The following is a 14184-nucleotide window of genomic DNA, read 5'->3' on the forward strand; positions in this document are numbered from 1 at the left end:
GCGGCGTCAGCCCATCGCGCGCATCCGGTGGATCTCGGCGCTCTGGGTGGCCACGACCTCGGTGGCCATCTCCTCGACGGCGACGTTGTTGCCGCCGGCCAGCGCCTCGCCGGCCATCTTCAGGGCGCCCTCGTGGTGGGTGATCATCAGCCGGAGGAAGAGCCGGTCGAACTCCGCACCCCTGGCCGCTGTCAGCTCGTCGAGCTGCGCCCGCGTCGCCATGCCCGGCATCGCGCCGTGGTCGTGCCCGCCGGCCGCGGTGCCGGGGGTCGCGGTGCCGGGGGTGGGCGCCGGGTGGAGCCCCAGCCACTTCTCCATCGCGCCTATCTCGGGCCGCTGGGCGGCGGTGATCCGCTCGGCGACGCGTCTGACCCCCTCGGCCGAGGCCCGCTCCGGCGCGAGAGCGCTCATCTCCAGGGCCTGGCGGTGGTGCTCGACCATGTTCCGCACGTACGTCTGGTCGGCCGTGTTGGGGCTGTCGTCGGGCCGCTCCTTCGCGGCCTGTTCGGGGGAGAGGGTGCGGGACTTCTCGCCCGGCTTGCCCGGTGCGATCACCGCGGCGGCGCCGTCCTTCGGCCCGTTCTGCCCGCCCTCTTCATCGCAGCCGGTGACGGCGATGAGCAGTGCGGCGGCCAGGGCCGCCCCGGCCATTCGATGAAATAAGACTGTTGCCATGTCCATGAAAGGAAGATACTGCCGGGGTCCTGGTTCCGTTCCCATCCCGAACAGAACCGAGAGGACTCCCATGGGAGGCACAGTGACCTCGTTGCGCACCAGCAGAGTGGGGACCAGGAGTCTGGGGGCCGCCGTCGCGGCGGCCGGACTCCTCGTCACGCTCCTCTCCGCGGCCCCGGCGTCCGCGACCCCGGATCCGGGGGACTTAACGCCGGGCGCGGCCGGCTCCCGGCAGAGCGCGGACGCCGCTCCGGAAGGCCGGGAGCTCGCACCCGGTGAGATCCCCGGCAAGGACGAGATCGTCCACAGCCGGAACATCAAGCACTTGGCGAACATCCCCAGCACCGACCCCACTGTCATCAACTCCGACCTGGCATTCCAGGGGAAGTACGCCTACGCGGGCAACTACTCGGGGTTCACGATCTACGACATAGGCAACCCGAAGGCTCCCAAGACGGTCTCCCAGGTGCTCTGCCCGGGCGGTCAGAACGACATCTCCGTCCAGGGGGACCTGCTCTTCCTCTCCACGGACTCCTCGCGCAGCGACGACTCCTGCAACAGCGTGTCGCAGCCCGCCACGGAGAAGTCCTCCTGGGAGGGCATCAAGATCTTCGACATCAAGGACAAGAAGAACCCCAAGTACATCAAGTCCGTCGAGACCAACTGCGGTTCGCACACCCACACCGTGGTGCCGGGCCAGCGCGGGGACGTCTACCTCTACGTGTCCTCGTACTCGCCGAGCGAGGCCTTCCCGGACTGCAAGCCGCCGCACGACGGCATCTCGGTGATCAAGGTCCCGAAGAAGGCGCCGACGCAGGCCGCGGTCGTCTCCTTCCCGATCCTCTTCCCGGACGGCGGCAACCCGGGCGGGCCGGTCAACCCGGGCGTCTCCAAGACCACCGGCTGCCACGACATCACCGTGCTGCCGTCCAAGAACCTGGCCGCCGGCGCCTGCATGGGTGACGGCATCCTCTTCGACATCAGCAAGCCCGAGGAACCGCGGGTGATCGACCGGGTCCAGGACAACGTGAACTTCGCGTTCTGGCACTCGGCCACCTTCAACGAGCAGGCGAACAAGGTGGTGTTCACCGACGAGCTCGGCGGCGGGGGCGGCGCCACCTGCAACGCGGTCGTCGGCCCGGACCGGGGCGCCGACGGCATCTACGACATCACCGGCCGGGGCGACCAGCGCAAGCTCGTCTTCAAGAGCTACTTCAAGATCCCGCGCCACCAGGCCGACACCGAGAACTGCGTGGCCCACAACGGCTCGCTGATCCCGGTCGGCGGCGGCCGCGACATCATGGTGCAGGCCTGGTACCAGGGCGGCGTCTCGGTGTGGGACTTCACCGACTCCACCAAGCCCAAGGAGATCGGCTACTTCGAACGCGGTCCGCTCAGCACGGAGACCCTCGGGGTCGGCGGGTCCTGGTCGGCGTACTACTACAACGGGCACATCTACTCGAACGACATCGCCAAGGGCCTCGACGTGCTGAGGCTCGACGACTGGCGCACCGAGAGCGCCAAGTGGGTCTGGATGGACCGGCTGAACGTACAGAGCCAGCCCGAGTACCGGTAGCGGCAGGAGCCCCCAGCTAGCGCGGAAACGTTCCGTCGGGCGGTCCGCCGTCCGGCGGGACACCGAGCTCCCAGTCCAGCCCGTAGCGCTGGAACAACTCGGCCCGCAGCCGGGGTCCCGGCATCGGGGCCCCCGGCAGCAGTACCGCTACCACCGCGCCCATCAGCAGCGCCCGCAGCAGCGGGTAGTCCGTGTCCACGTCCGGCGAGCCGTACCGGGTGACGGTGTCCTTCAGCAGCTCGGCCAGCCGCTGCTGCTCCGGGCACTGCACGAAGCCCTCCGCCTGGAGGATGCCCGCCATGTGCGTGCGCATCAGCAGCGGATGGTCGCGGGCCAGCCCGAGGATCGCGTCGATGGCGCGCGCGAGCCGCTCGCGGCCGTCGTCACTGCGCGGCTCGCGCTCCAGCGCCGCCTCCAGGGTGAGGTGCATCAGCCGGTGCACGGCCGACTGGAGCAGTTGCCGCTTGCCCGGGAAGTAGTACGAGACCAGGCCGCGCGCGGCCCCCGCCCGGTCGGCGATGTCGCCGAGGGTCGTGGATTCGTATCCGCGTTCGCCGACGAGGTCGACCGTGGCCTGGAGCAGCCGCTCGCGGGAACGTCTGCGCAATTCTTCATTGACCGATGCGCTGCGCGGGGACATGCTTACTCCTGCGTTGACTGGCTTCCAGCCAATATACTCAGCGCACGGGGCCGTCTGCTCTGGGCGACGCGGGGGATCGCCCAGAGCAGGCACTCCCGCACGGCGCCGGGCTATGCGGAACTTCCTCTGTCATATGCCTATCCGGCGCCCGATGGCCGTGCATATGGTGTGGGTCCGGACCATCCCGGGCCGTCACCCCTCCCGGCTCCCCACGGGAGGGCTGCCGCGCGCCGGCGGTCGCCCACGGCTCAGGGCAGGTCCAGCGTCGGGGGTTCGGGCTCGTACTGGTGCGCCGCGTCGCCCTGCCACTCGATCAGCGCCGACTCGCCGCCGAGGGCCACCTCGTCCGGCTCCGGCACCTCGATCCGGCGGAGGAACTCGATCACGTCCGCATCCGAATGCGCGATGCCGAGGGAGGTCTCCGTCCCCTGCACGCGGATGGTGACCCGCCGGCCGCCCGAGGCGGAGATCCGGTGCACGACGATCGGCGCATGCTCCATGCCCCCAGCCTGCTGCCGGATCGCGGCGCACGCATCCGGGCCGGGTGGCGCGGATGCTCGCAGGCTACGTCAGCGTGCTCAGCGCGGGTACGAAGGCCACCACCAGCGGCACCACCGGCACCAGCGTGGCCAGCGCCGTCAGCTGGACCCGGCGCCCCGCCGGCAGCCGGGGCGCGGCCGACAGCAGCCGCCGGACCCGCTGCGGGACGTGCGCCTCCGGGGCCGAGCCGGGCCCGAACACCCCGCTGTCCTCGTTCAGCCCCACCAGCGCCAGCGCGACGGTGAGCCGCCCGAACCGCCGCGAGGCCACGTCGTCCGCGGCCAGCTCGACCAGCCGGTGCATCTCCTCCTCGAACGCAGCGAACACCGGCACCTGCGGGAACCCGCCGGACAGCGCCCGCGAGCAGTGCAGCAACCAGTCGTGCCGCGCTGCCGCGTGCCCCTGCTCGTGCGCCAACACCGCGTCCAGCTGGCTCCCCTTGAGCCGCCCCAGCGCCGCCGTCGTGACCACCAGCCGCGGGGCCGCGCCCGGCAGCCACCAACTGGCCGGCCGTTCCCCCTCCAGTACGACGAGCCGTACGCCGGCGGGGTCCTCTCCCGGCAGCAGCGGGGCCCGTACCAGCAGTTCGGCCCCCTGCGCGCGCCGCCGGGCACGGGCCCGCAGGATCTCCCGCGTCAGCATCGCGCCGGTCCACAGCCCGCAGCCGGCCAGCGCGAGGGCGGTGCCGACGGCCCAGGGACCGCCCGAGGCGCCCAGGGCGTAGGCGTCGACCACCCCGGTCGGGGCCGCGGCGAACAGCCGACCCCGGACCGCCTGCCAGGCGGCGGCCGCGCTCAGCAGCATCGACAGCGCGAAGCACAGCAGCACGGCGCCCACCACGCACTGCCACACCCACAGGGCGACGACGGGTTCACGCTCGGGCCACCGGGCCCGGGCCAGCAGACGAGGGGCCAGCACCGCGGTCAGGGCGCCGAGCAGCAGGAGTGCTGCGGGGACCATCATGCTCCCCACCTTATGAGCGCCCGACTACCTGCGGGTACGGTCCGGGGGATTGGTGACGCAGCACACTTCCGCTCCGGGCGTCACATGGTCAGCAGCATCGCCAGCATCCCCGTCCCCATGGCCAGCCGGCAGGCCCGGATCAGCTCGGTGCCCCCGCCCCGCCCGCCCGGGCCCCCGGGGCCGCCGGTGTCGGTGCCCGCGGCGGCCGTCGCGCCGGCCGTGATCAGCCGGGCCCCGCCGAACACCACGTACCCGGCGTAGTAGACGAGCAGCAGCCCGGTCAGCAGCGGCAGTCCGGGAGTGCCCGCGTGCCCGTGCCCCGGCCCGGCGGCGGCTGCAAGGGCCATGTAGACCATCGTCAGCGAGCCCACCAGGTGGTGCGTGTGGTGCGCACCGTCCCGCAGCAGCCACACCGAGTGCAGCGCGGCGGCGCAGAAGACCACCAGCAGCACGGGCTCCTGCCAGCCCCCGCGCGTCCCGACCGGCAGCGCCATCAGCGCCATCCCGAACCCCATCAGGGCCTCGCCGGCGGCCGCCGACCCGCCGCGCGAACCGCGCCCCGTTCTGCGTATCCGCAGCAGGCAGTACGCACCGCTCGCCGTGCACAGCAGGACGAGCAGCCAGGCGGAGACGGAGGAGGAAAGGGACATCGCGGGACCGTGCACGGCGGAACCTCCCGGTTCGTCGGCGTCACCGGAAGAGATGCCCGTACGGAGAGGCCCGCACGCCGCGCAGGGTTAGGCTCTCTGTGCCGGACCAGGCATGTCATATGCCCAGCACCCGAACGGAGCCACCCCGATGTCCACCGCCGAATCCAACACCCTGAGCTTCCGCAGTGCCGTCGAGGCCGACGTGCCGCAGCTGGTGGAACTCGTCGAATCGGCGTACCGGGGCGACGCCAGCCGTGGCGGCTGGACCACCGAGGCGGACTACCTGGAAGGGCAGCGGACCGACGAGGAAGGCGTCCGCCGGGTCATCGAAACCCCTGACAGCACCCTGCTCGTCGTCGAGCGCGGGGGCGAGCTCGTGGCCTGCTGCCAGCTCGAACACCGCGGGGACCACGTCTACTTCGGCATGTTCGCGGTCCGCCCCGGGCTCCAGGGCGCCGGCCTCGGCAAGGAGATACTCGCCGAGGCCGAGCGCCGCGCCCGGGAGCAGTGGGACGCCAAGGAGATGCGGATGACGGTGGTGAACGTACGGGAGGAACTCATCGCCTACTACGTGCGCCGCGGCTACCGGCGCACCGGCGAGATGAGCCCCTTCCCGTACGGGGACGAGCGCTTCGGCATCCCGCTGCGCGAGGACCTGGCCTTCGAACTGCTCGTCAAGTCGCTGTAGTCGCGGTAGCCGCCACGGGCGCCGCCCGTCAGGCCGTGAAGCGGCCCGTGCTGCGGATCTCCGGGAAGTCGGTGGCCGCGCCGTCCAGTTCGAGCGCCCGTGCCAGGCGCAGCTGCTCCAGGGAGTTGACCGTCCAGCCGGTCACCCGCAGCCCGGCCGCGTGCGCCGACTCCACGGTCTCCAGGGTCAGCCGCCGGATGTTCAGAGCGACCGTTTCCGCATGCACGGCCAGTGCCCGCGCCACGATGTCGTCCGCGTCGCTCCCGCTCTGATCCGCCCGGAGCGCCGTCCGTACGCCCGGCACCAGGCGGGCGACCGCGGCGAGCAGCGCGTCGTCGGGGGACGCCACCTCCACCCGCGCGGTGAGGTCCCGGCTCAGCAGCACCTCCGCGAGCACCCCGGCGGTGCCCTGGTCCCGGACCGACACCTGGAGCGGGGCCCGGACGGCGTCCAGGACCTCCTCCAGGACCGGCACGTGCTGGCCGTCACCGGCGTCCAGCTCGCGCAGCTCGGCCAGGGTCAGGTCGGCGACGGCGCCCGAGCCGTCGGTGGTGCGGTCCACCTCGGCGTCGTGCAGGACGACCAGGGCGCCGTCCTTACTGAGTCGCAGATCCAGCGCGATGACGTCCATGCCGGAGCGTTCCGCGCGGGTGAACGACCGCAGGGTGTTCTCCGGTTCGACACCCATGACCCCGCGGTGACCGATGGTGAGGAAAGTCAAGGTTCTCTCGCTTCCGTCGACGGCGGCTCCCCGCGCGGCGGCGGTGTCCCGGCCGGCCGCGCGCGGTGAGGACGCATGCTAGTGCGCCGCGGGTGCGATGGGACCGCCCGTGCAGCGGCCCGCAAGTGCCTTCCGGCCGTTGCCCGTCCGGGCCTTGGGGCCGCGGCGGGTGCCGGGGCGGGGGTGCGGCGTCACCCGGGCGTGGGCGCGTCCCCACCGGCTTGACGATCCGGCCGGACCAGGTTCTGCCGCTTCTCTTGCTTCTTCGAGGTGTGACTACTAGTCATATTCCTAATCGAAATAAGACCGCACGGGACGCAACCCTGGAGGCATCGTGAAGTTCTCCGTGATCTTCGAAGCGCAGCTGGCCGACCCGACGGTGGAGCGGGAGCACCAGGTCATCCGCGACTGCGTCGAGCAGGCGGTGCTGGCCGAACGGATGGGATTCGACCGGATCTGGGCGGTGGAGCACCACTCGCTGAAGTGGTACGCACACCTGTCGGCGCCGGAGGTCTTCCTGACTTGGGTCGCGGCCAAGACGAGCACCATCCGCATCGGGCACGGCGTCGTGTGCATGCCCTTCAACTTCAACCACCCGGTCCGGGTCGCCGAGCGGGCCGCGATGCTCGACCTGCTGTCCGGCGGGCGCCTCGACCTCGGCGCCGGACGCGGCGGCACCGTGCAGGAGACCTCGCTGTGCGGGGTCGACAGGGACCGCACGGCGGCGGAGGTCGAGGAGGCGCTGCGGATCATCGGGAAGGCCTGGCAGGAGGAGGAGCTGGAGTACCACGGGGAGCTGATCGACATCGACCCCCACCCGATCCTGCCGCGGCCGCAGCAGCGCCCGCATCCGCCGCTGTTCCTGGCGTGCAGCCGGGGCGAGACCCTGGTGCAGGCCGCCGAACTGGGAATCGGGGCGCTGGTGATGGGCTTCGCCGGCCCCGGGCCGATCGCGGACATGCGGTCCGTCTACGACGCCGCCATCGCAGGGCGGGACGGCAGCCGGTTCGTGTCCACCGTCGTCAACGACCACTTCTCGGTCCTCTGTCCGACCATCGTGCTCGACGACGCCTCCGAGGCGCGCCGGATCGGCACCCGGGGCCAGCGGTTCTTCGCCCAGTCCATCGGCCACTGGTACGGAGGGGCCGGCGTCCCGGACGAAGCGGTGGTCGAGGGCGCCGACGAGGCGGCGGACATGCGCAGGGCCGCCGAGCAGGTGGTGGCCCGGCTCAACGAGCAGGACATCCCGGTCCGGCCCACTTCCACGGCGACCTTCAACGCCGACCACGCCTACGGCAGCGCCGACGACGCCATCGCCTACGTCGAACGGCTCCGGGAAGCAGGCGCCGACGAGATCATGTGTCTGATCCAGATGGGCACGGTGCCGCAGGAGGCCTGCCTGGAGACCCTGCGGCAGTGGGGCGAGAAGGTCATCCCGCACTTCGCCGGGCAGCGTTCCGGCCGCACCGCGTGAGCGGCGCCGGGACGCCGGGACCCGACCGGCTCGACCCCGCCGCCCGGCCGTACGCGGATGCGCTGGCCGCCCGCTTCCCCGACCTGGGCGGGGCCGTCACCGACGCGGCCGAGGCCCGCCGGATCCTCGCCGCGGCGGCCGGCTCCGCGGCGCAGTCCCCGCCACCGCCCCCGCCCGCCGTGGGCGCCGTGCTGGACCGCGAGATCCCCGGGCCCGCCGGGGCGCCGCCGGTCCCGGTACGGATCTACCGCCCCGACCCGCGGCGCTGGCCGGGGCCCCGGCCGACGGTCGTGTACTGCCACGGAGGCGGCTGGGTCCTGTGCGACCTCGACACCCACGACACCACCGCCCGGGAGCTGTGCCGGGCCGCCGGCGCGGTCCTCGTCTCCGTCGACTACCGCCGCGCCCCCGAGGCCCGCTTCCCCGCCGCGGCCGAGGACGCGTACGCAGCCCTGGCCTGGGCCGGCGAGCACGTGCGCGAGCTGGGCGGCGACCCGGCCGCGCTGGTGGTCGCGGGGGACAGCGCGGGCGGGAACCTCGCCGTCGCCTCGCTGCTCCTGGCCCGGGAGCGCGGGGGGCCGGCGGTCGCGCTCCAGGTGCTGCTCTACCCGGTGCTGGACGCGGCCCAGGACACCGCCTCGTACCGGGACAACGGCAGCGGCTACTTCCTGACCGCCGCGCACATGCGCTGGTTCTGGGAGCAGTACCTGGGGCCGGACGGGGACGGCGGGCACCCGCTCGCCTCGCCCCTGGCGGCCGACCTGAGCGGTCTCCCGGCCGCGCACGTGGTGGTCGCCGGGTGCGATCCGCTGCGGGACGAGGGTGAGGCGTACCACTACCGGCTGATCGGGAGCGGGGGCCGTTCGGCCCTGGACGGGCACCCCGGGATGTTCCACGGATTCCTCGGGCTGACGGGCGTACTCCCGCACGCCCGGCGGGTTTTGGAGCAACTGGGCGGAGTAATCGCTTCCACCCGGAAGGACGGGAAGAATTTCGGTGAAGAAGGGGGTCGAGCAGGATAATTTCCCGTGCTGCCTCTTGAGTAGGAGAGCCTCACATGCCTACGCTGTCTTTACGTGAGGTTCTCCTGTGGAGGAAGTGACATGACGGAAACTCTTGTGCCGGGTGTCGGCGGTACCGTGATATCCGCTGGCGCGCGGGTGGTCGACCACCCTGCGTGGCCCGAGCTCAAGGCCGCCGTGGAGGAGATCCGCCCCTGGCAGTCCAAGGACGGCTCCATCGACTTCGAGGCCGCGGGCGCTCCCGCCCGGGCCGCCGCCGAGGCGGCCGTGGAGCGGGTGATCGCCGGGGTCGAGACGCTCTCCCCGCTGCTCCCGCACGCAGCCTCCTACCACCGGGCGCTCGTCGCCGACCTGCGCAAGTGGGCCGCCGACGGCTTCCAGGTGCCGGACTTCCTCGACTCCCTGCTGGCCTTCCACCCGGCCGCCGGGCGCGAGGACGGGCTCCAGCACCTCGTCGTCTTCCCGATGTACACGCAGAACGGCAACCCGGACCGCAATCTGGAGGCCGTCGCGCTGAAGATGGTGTGGCCCGAGTGGCTCGCCGAGCTGGAGCGCACCCGGTACGACAACCCGCTCTTCCTCGGCATCACCTTCGAGGACTTCACCCCGGGTTACGACACCAACTCCGCCGTGCTCTTCCCGGAGACCATCGCCGTGCGCGAGGCCCCCGAGCGCTTCACCTGGGGCGGCATCTTCTGCGACCGCGAGGCCGCCCGCTACCGCAAGGTCACCGCGGCCGCCGTCGACATCCTGGGCATCGAGCTGCCCGAGGACATCGCGAAGATGGTCGAGGACCAGGAGCGCTGCGAGAAGGCCTTCGTCCTGTGGGACATGGTCCACGACCGCACCCACAGCCACGGCGACCTGCCGTTCGACCCGTTCATGATCAAGCAGCGCCAGCCGTTCTGGATGTACGGCCTGGAAGAGCTGCGCTGCGACCTCACCGCCTTCAAGGAGGCCGTGAAGCTGGAGTCCGAGGGCAACGAGCACGGCCGTGACGTGCAGTACGCCGTGCTGTTCGACCGGATGTTCCGCTTCCCGGTCTCCGGCGACCGCAACCGGAACTACGACGGCCTCGGCGGCCAGCTCCTCTTCGCGTACCTCCACAAGCACGACGTCGTACGCTGGACGGACAACAAGCTGAAGATCGACTGGATGCGGGCCCCGCAGGTCACCAACCAGCTGTGCGCCGAGATCGAGGACCTCTACCGGGCGGGCATCGACCGCCCGAAGCTCGTCCACTGGTTCAAGGCCTACGAGCTGGTCTCCACCTACCTCGCCCCGCACCCGGGATCCAAGTGGGCCAAGGGCCCCGACGCCCTGGACATGACGCAGCCGCCGCGCAAGCTCGTGGACGACGTGCTCGCGGACGAGTTTCCGCTCAGCATGTTCTATGAGGCCCTCGCCAAGAAGCTCAAGGGCGTGATCGCCTCGACCAAGGGCATCACGGCCCTCAACGCCGAGCACGCCGAGCGGGTCGCCGCGTGAGCACTCGCCCACAGGAGGCTGCACAGATGAACGGCTCCGGGAACGGCAACGGGAAGCTCCATGGAGCGGTGGTGGCGGTGGCCGGGGCCGGCGGGCCCGCCGGCCGCGCCACCCTGCTCCGCCTCGCCGAGGCGGGCGCAGTGGTCGTGGCGTCCGACGCCGACGCGGGACGGCTCGCGGAGGCCGTGGACGCCGCGCGCTACGCACACGGCGGCGCCACCATCACCGGTGACACGGTGGACCTGCTCGACCTGGGCGCCACCCAGGCCTGGGCCGAGCAGACCGAGAAGGAGTTCGGCCGGATCGACGGCCTCGTCCACCTGGTCGGCGGCTGGCGCGGCAGCAAGACCTTCACCGACGTCGACCTCGCGGACTGGGACTTCCTGGAGAAGCTCCTCATCCGCACCGTCCAGCACACCTCGCTGGCCTTCCACGACGGGCTGCTGCGCAGCGACCGCGGCCGGTACGTGCTGATCAGCCAGTCCGGTGCGCACAAGCCGGTCGCCAACAACGCCGCGTACAACGCGGGCAAGGCGGCCGCCGAGGCCTGGACGCTCGCCATGGCCGACTCCTTCCGCAAGGCGGGCGGCGAGGAAGGTCCGACCGCGGCGGCTGCGATCCTGGTCATCAAGGCACTGGTGCACGACGCGATGCGCGCCGAGCGTCCCAATGCGAAGTTCGCGGGCTTCACCGACGTCAAGGAGCTGGCCGAGGCCATCGCCGGCGTCTGGGAGCGGCCCGCCCCCGATGTGAACGGACAGCGTCTGTGGCTCACTCCGCAACCGTGAGGACCGCTACCGCGAAGACCGACGCCCGCCGGCACCACGACCCGGCGGTGCGCGGTTTCGCGAGCGACAACTACGCGGGAGTCCACCCGGAGATCCTGGAAGCCATCGCGCTGGCCAACGGCGGCCACCAGGTCGCCTACGGCGAGGACGAGTACACCGAGCACCTCCAGAAGATCATCCGCAGTCACTTCGGCCCGTACGCCGAGGCCTACCCGGTCTTCAACGGCACCGGCGCGAACGTCACGGCCCTCCAGGCCCTGACGGACCGCTGGGGCGCGGTGATCTGTGCCGAGTCGGCGCACATCAACGTCGACGAGGGCGGCGCGCCCGAGCGGATGGCGGGGCTCAAGCTGCTCACCGTCCCGACGCCGGACGGCAAGCTCACCCCCGAGCTCATCGACCGGCAGGCGTGGGGCTGGGAGGACGAGCACCGGGCGATGCCGCAGGTCGTGTCGATCACCCAGAACACCGAGCTGGGCACGGTCTACACCCCGGACGAGATCCGGGCGATCTGCGAGCACGCCCACGGCAAGGGCATGAAGGTCCACCTCGACGGGGCCCGGATAGCCAACGCCGCGGCCTCGCTCGACGTGCCGATGCGCACCTTCACGAACACGGTCGGCGTGGACGTGCTGTCGTACGGCGGCACCAAGAACGGCATGATGTTCGGCGAGGCCGTGGTGGTGCTCAACCCGGACGCGGTCCGGCAGATGAAGCACATCCGCAAGATGTCGATGCAGCTCGCGTCCAAGATGCGTTTCGTGTCGGTGCAGCTGGAAGCACTGCTCGCGAAGGACCTGTGGCTGCGCAACGCCCGGCACGCCAACGCGATGGCGCAGCGGCTGGCGGCGGGGGTCCGGGAGACGGACGGGGTGGAGATCCTCTATCCGGTGCAGGCGAACGCGGTGTTCGCGCGCCTGCCGCACGAGGTGTCCAGGCGTCTACAGAAGCGTTTCCGCTTCTACTTCTGGGACGAGGCCGCCGGCGACGTCCGCTGGATGTGCGGCTTCGACACCCAGGAAGAGGACGTGGACGGCTTCCTCCAGGCGCTGAAGGAAGAGCTGGCTCGCTAGCCTCTCTCGATCACATAGTTATGCCCCTGATCGTAAATCTATTGATCCATGGTCGGGGGCGTAGCTATGCTCCGAGCCATGGAGCTGATCCAACAGAACCCCGACATCCATGCCTATTTGGCGTCGGATGAAGTAATCGACCACTGGCACCCACTGGTGCAGGAAACCGCGGACGGCCTGTGGTCGGCCACCAGCGATGCATATTCATACGCCAGGGCGGCCTTCGAGTTCGTCCGGGACGTGATCCCGCACTCCGCGGACTCGGGAGACCTGCGCGTCTCCTGGCGCGCCTCGGACGTACTGGGCACCCGCAACGGCATCTGCTACGCCAAGTCCCACGCCCTCGTCGCCCTGCTGCGTGCCCAGGGCATCCCCGCGGGCCTGTGCTACCAGCGCCTGACCGTCGGCGAGGACCAGAGTTCCGGCCACGTGATCCACGGCCTCGTCGCCGTCCGCCTGCCCGGCGCCGAGCGCTGGTCCCGGGTCGACCCGCGGGGCAACAAGCCCGGCGTGGACGCACGGTTCACCCTGGAGCAGGAGCAACTCGCCTTCCCCGTCCGCCCGGAGCAGGGCGAGCTCGACTATCCCGAGCTGTACGCCGCCGCGCACCCCGCCGCGCTCAAGGCCCTGCAGGAGTCCGCGGACCGACCGGCGCTCTGGCGGAACCTTCCGACGGCTCTGTAGCGGCGTCCCCGGCCGCTACGGGCCCCCGCGCGGCCACCAGCGCGTGCAGCAGGGCCGACGCCAGCAGCAGTACGGAGATCCCGCCCAGCAGCGCCCGCGGCGGCGCGTCGGCGGCGAGCCCCACCAGGGCCGCACCGAGCGACGCGGCCGTCACCTTGAGCCCGGCGCCGAGGGTGAACACCTGGGTCCGTACCGCGTCCGGGGCGTACTGCGACCGGATGCGGAGCGTGGCCGTCAGGATCGGCCCGTCACACACCCCCGCGGCGGCGAACAGCGCCACGCCGACGGGCAGGGACGTGGTGAACGAGGCCCCGGCCAGCGCGACCCCGGTCGCGGCCATGGCCCAGCGCGCCAGGCGCCCCGGCGGCACGGCCGTGGTCCGGCCCAGGGTCAGGGTGCCGGCCAGCGCGCCCACCGCGAAGGCCGTCATGAGCAGGCCGCCGGCGCCCGGACCGTCGAGCCGGGTGGCCAGCAGCACCGAGACCGTGGTGAGCGAGCCGATGCCGACGAAGGCCAGGGTCGTCGCCGAAGTGATCGCCCGCAGCTCGTGGATCCGCCACAGCGCGACGAGCCCCGCCCCGAGCCCGGCGCGAGGGCCGCCGGGGAGCGTGCCCGCGCCCGGATCCTCGTACGGGAGGGTCGCGGCCAGCACCGCCGCCAGGGCGCCCGCCGTGACGAGCAGGGCCATCGCGGGCCCGGCCGAGAGCAGGGCCCCGATCAGGCTGACCGCGGCCGGTGCGGTGATCGAAGCGGCGTTGTAGGTGGACGCGTCCCAGCTGTACGCCCGGTCGCGCCCGGCCCCGGCCGGAACCAGGCCCGTGACCAGGCTGGACATGCCGCCCGTCACCATCGGCCCGCAACTGCCGCCGATCACCGCCACCGCGAGCACCAGCGGCGTCGGAGCCCGGCCCAGCAGCGCGGCCAGTACCGCCGCGGCGACCGTGAACCCGGCGAGGGCGCCCACGTGGAACAGCCGGGGCCGCCGGGCCCTGGCGGCGGCCGCCCCGGCGAGCGGGGCCGCTAGCACGTGCGGCGCCAGCCAGGCGGTCAGTACGAAGGCCCCGTGGGCCGCGCTCCCGGTGCGCTCCACCGCGAGCAGCACCACGGCCATGGCCATGCCCTCGGAGGCGAACCGCGCGGCCAGCGCAGCCGCCAGGTACCGCCCGAACCCGTGCATCCCCGGTCCCCTCCCCGCCGTATGC

15 protein-coding genes are annotated in these 14184 nt (G+C 71.9%); 8 read left to right on the plus strand and 7 right to left on the minus strand.

Annotation, left to right across the window (positions count from 1 at the left end):
* Nucleotides 1–6: 6 nt before the first annotated feature.
* Entirely contained in the window at nucleotides 7–651 is a 645-nt protein-coding gene (locus ACZ7GJ_RS05600) for a DUF305 domain-containing protein (RefSeq protein ID WP_470749750.1), read from the minus strand.
* Between the two features lie 106 nt (nucleotides 652–757).
* On the opposite strand from ACZ7GJ_RS05600, the gene ACZ7GJ_RS05605 reads away from it, so the two are divergent.
* Nucleotides 758–2251, plus strand: coding sequence for an LVIVD repeat-containing protein (locus ACZ7GJ_RS05605; protein WP_470750083.1), 1494 nt, complete (start codon nucleotides 758–760; stop codon nucleotides 2249–2251).
* Between the two features lie 16 nt (nucleotides 2252–2267).
* On the opposite strand, the gene ACZ7GJ_RS05610 is transcribed toward ACZ7GJ_RS05605, so the two are convergent.
* The 4 genes from ACZ7GJ_RS05610 to ACZ7GJ_RS05625 all read right to left on the minus strand — a co-directional run bounded on the left by ACZ7GJ_RS05610 (nucleotide 2268) and on the right by ACZ7GJ_RS05625 (nucleotide 5044).
* Nucleotides 2268–2891: a TetR/AcrR family transcriptional regulator gene (locus ACZ7GJ_RS05610; protein ID WP_470749752.1), complete on the minus strand. Its 624-nt coding sequence runs from the start codon at nucleotides 2889–2891 to the stop codon at nucleotides 2268–2270.
* Nucleotides 2892–3139: 248 nt separating this feature from the next.
* The gene (locus ACZ7GJ_RS05615; RefSeq protein WP_470749753.1) at nucleotides 3140–3391 is read right to left on the minus strand and encodes a hypothetical protein; all 252 of its coding nucleotides are present in this window, start codon (nucleotides 3389–3391) and stop codon (nucleotides 3140–3142) included.
* A gap of 64 nt (nucleotides 3392–3455) precedes the next feature.
* A complete protein-coding gene (locus ACZ7GJ_RS05620; protein ID WP_470749755.1) occupies nucleotides 3456–4394 on the minus strand; it encodes a M56 family metallopeptidase in 939 nt (312 codons plus the stop codon).
* Nucleotides 4395–4474: 80 nt separating this feature from the next.
* Entirely contained in the window at nucleotides 4475–5044 is a 570-nt protein-coding gene (locus ACZ7GJ_RS05625) for a DUF5134 domain-containing protein (protein WP_470749756.1), read from the minus strand.
* 148 nt (nucleotides 5045–5192) lie between these two features.
* Here ACZ7GJ_RS05625 and ACZ7GJ_RS05630 point away from each other — a divergent pair, with 148 nt between their 5' ends.
* Nucleotides 5193–5732: a GNAT family N-acetyltransferase gene (locus ACZ7GJ_RS05630; protein ID WP_470749758.1), complete on the plus strand. Its 540-nt coding sequence runs from the start codon at nucleotides 5193–5195 to the stop codon at nucleotides 5730–5732.
* Between the two features lie 28 nt (nucleotides 5733–5760).
* Here ACZ7GJ_RS05630 and ACZ7GJ_RS05635 read toward each other — a convergent pair whose 3' ends face one another.
* Nucleotides 5761–6453 carry a glycerophosphodiester phosphodiesterase gene (locus ACZ7GJ_RS05635; protein WP_470749760.1) on the minus strand — a complete coding sequence of 231 codons (693 nt, stop codon included), beginning with the start codon at nucleotides 6451–6453 and terminating at the stop codon, nucleotides 5761–5763.
* Nucleotides 6454–6787: 334 nt separating this feature from the next.
* Here ACZ7GJ_RS05635 and ACZ7GJ_RS05640 point away from each other — a divergent pair, with 334 nt between their 5' ends.
* The 6 genes from ACZ7GJ_RS05640 to ACZ7GJ_RS05665 all read left to right on the plus strand — a co-directional run bounded on the left by ACZ7GJ_RS05640 (nucleotide 6788) and on the right by ACZ7GJ_RS05665 (nucleotide 12982).
* On the plus strand, nucleotides 6788–7927 hold the full coding sequence (locus tag ACZ7GJ_RS05640; RefSeq protein WP_470749761.1) for an LLM class flavin-dependent oxidoreductase: 1140 nt from the start codon (nucleotides 6788–6790) through the stop codon (nucleotides 7925–7927).
* On the plus strand, nucleotides 7924–8949 hold the full coding sequence (locus tag ACZ7GJ_RS05645; RefSeq protein ID WP_470749763.1) for an alpha/beta hydrolase: 1026 nt from the start codon (nucleotides 7924–7926) through the stop codon (nucleotides 8947–8949). Before ACZ7GJ_RS05640 ends, ACZ7GJ_RS05645 begins: the two co-directional genes overlap by 4 nt.
* A gap of 81 nt (nucleotides 8950–9030) precedes the next feature.
* On the plus strand, nucleotides 9031–10437 hold the full coding sequence (locus tag ACZ7GJ_RS05650; protein WP_470749765.1) for a DUF6421 family protein: 1407 nt from the start codon (nucleotides 9031–9033) through the stop codon (nucleotides 10435–10437).
* Nucleotides 10438–10463: 26 nt separating this feature from the next.
* Complete coding sequence (locus ACZ7GJ_RS05655) at nucleotides 10464–11225, plus strand: SDR family NAD(P)-dependent oxidoreductase (protein ID WP_470749766.1); 762 nt, start codon at nucleotides 10464–10466, stop codon at nucleotides 11223–11225.
* A complete protein-coding gene (locus ACZ7GJ_RS05660) occupies nucleotides 11222–12298 on the plus strand; it encodes a threonine aldolase family protein (RefSeq protein WP_470749768.1) in 1077 nt (358 codons plus the stop codon). The genes ACZ7GJ_RS05655 and ACZ7GJ_RS05660 overlap by 4 nt, the downstream gene beginning before the upstream one ends.
* A 78-nt stretch (nucleotides 12299–12376) precedes the next feature.
* Complete coding sequence (locus ACZ7GJ_RS05665; protein WP_470749770.1) at nucleotides 12377–12982, plus strand: transglutaminase-like domain-containing protein; 606 nt, start codon at nucleotides 12377–12379, stop codon at nucleotides 12980–12982.
* Here ACZ7GJ_RS05665 and ACZ7GJ_RS05670 read toward each other — a convergent pair.
* Nucleotides 12918–14159: an MFS transporter gene (locus ACZ7GJ_RS05670; protein ID WP_470749772.1), complete on the minus strand. Its 1242-nt coding sequence runs from the start codon at nucleotides 14157–14159 to the stop codon at nucleotides 12918–12920. The genes ACZ7GJ_RS05665 and ACZ7GJ_RS05670 overlap by 65 nt on opposite strands.
* Nucleotides 14160–14184: the final 25 nt, after the last annotated feature.

This window comes from Streptomyces sp. NPDC037242 (genome assembly GCF_055604165.1).

Excerpts from the sequence above, each read along its gene's own strand:
- ACZ7GJ_RS05650 (WP_470749765.1), top strand. The coding sequence starts at position 9,031 with ATGACGGAAACTCTTGTGCCGGGTGTCGGCGGTACCGTGATATCCGCT.
- ACZ7GJ_RS05600 (WP_470749750.1), bottom strand. The coding sequence starts at position 651 with ATGGCCGGGGCGGCCCTGGCCGCCGCACTGCTCATCGCCGTCACCGGC.
- ACZ7GJ_RS05665 (WP_470749770.1), top strand. The coding sequence starts at position 12,377 with ATGGAGCTGATCCAACAGAACCCCGACATCCATGCCTATTTGGCGTCG.
- ACZ7GJ_RS05620 (WP_470749755.1), bottom strand. The coding sequence starts at position 4,394 with ATGATGGTCCCCGCAGCACTCCTGCTGCTCGGCGCCCTGACCGCGGTG.
- ACZ7GJ_RS05670 (WP_470749772.1), bottom strand. The coding sequence starts at position 14,159 with ATGCACGGGTTCGGGCGGTACCTGGCGGCTGCGCTGGCCGCGCGGTTC.
- ACZ7GJ_RS05655 (WP_470749766.1), top strand. The coding sequence starts at position 10,464 with ATGAACGGCTCCGGGAACGGCAACGGGAAGCTCCATGGAGCGGTGGTG.
- ACZ7GJ_RS05630 (WP_470749758.1), top strand. The coding sequence starts at position 5,193 with ATGTCCACCGCCGAATCCAACACCCTGAGCTTCCGCAGTGCCGTCGAG.
- ACZ7GJ_RS05615 (WP_470749753.1), bottom strand. The coding sequence starts at position 3,391 with ATGGAGCATGCGCCGATCGTCGTGCACCGGATCTCCGCCTCGGGCGGC.
- ACZ7GJ_RS05625 (WP_470749756.1), bottom strand. The coding sequence starts at position 5,044 with ATGTCCCTTTCCTCCTCCGTCTCCGCCTGGCTGCTCGTCCTGCTGTGC.
- ACZ7GJ_RS05610 (WP_470749752.1), bottom strand. The coding sequence starts at position 2,891 with ATGTCCCCGCGCAGCGCATCGGTCAATGAAGAATTGCGCAGACGTTCC.